At 70.3% G+C, this 556-nt stretch carries 1 protein-coding gene; it reads right to left on the reverse strand.

The features are described 5' to 3' along the window. Window positions 1–73: 73 nt before the first annotated feature. The coding region (locus tag G6045_RS40785) for a DUF4190 domain-containing protein (protein WP_235968629.1) at window positions 74–556 on the reverse strand (483 nt) is incomplete at its 5' end.

The raw sequence follows: 556 nt of genomic DNA on the forward strand, positions 1-556 counted from the left end.
CGCGAGGATGCCGACGATGATCGCGACGGGCCACAGACAGAAGAGGACGGTGGCGCACCCCCTCCGTGAGGAACTACCGCTGCGCCTCGGCATGAATGCGGGAGCCGAAGTCGTACGGATCGTCGTCGTAGGGGTCGTTGTTGTTGACCACGAAGATGATCAGGAAGAGCACCGCGACCGCCGTCCCCACGCAGCCGCAGATGAGCCCGGCCAGCGCCTGACCGCCGTTGTTCGCCTCGCCCTTGCGGGCCTTTCCGCGGCCGATCGCGCCGAAGATGATCGCGAGGATGCCGACGATGATCGCGACGGGCCACAGACAGAAGAGGACGGTGGCGATGATCCCGAGCACCAGGGACGCGGTGCCCATGCCATTGCTCGCGGGCAGCGGCATATGGGGCCAGCCGTAGCCGGGTTGGCCTCCATAGGGCCCCGGCCCGTAGTACGGCGCGCCCTGCTGGGGACCGTAACCGGGGTAGCCGTAGCCCGGGCCGGGGCCCTCGGGCCCGATCGGCGGGGGCGGGACGGCGCCCTCCGGGCTGCCCGCTGCGTACGGGAC

This window comes from Streptomyces mesophilus (genome assembly GCF_011044995.1).
Classification (GTDB): domain Bacteria; phylum Actinomycetota; class Actinomycetes; order Streptomycetales; family Streptomycetaceae; genus Streptomyces; species Streptomyces mesophilus.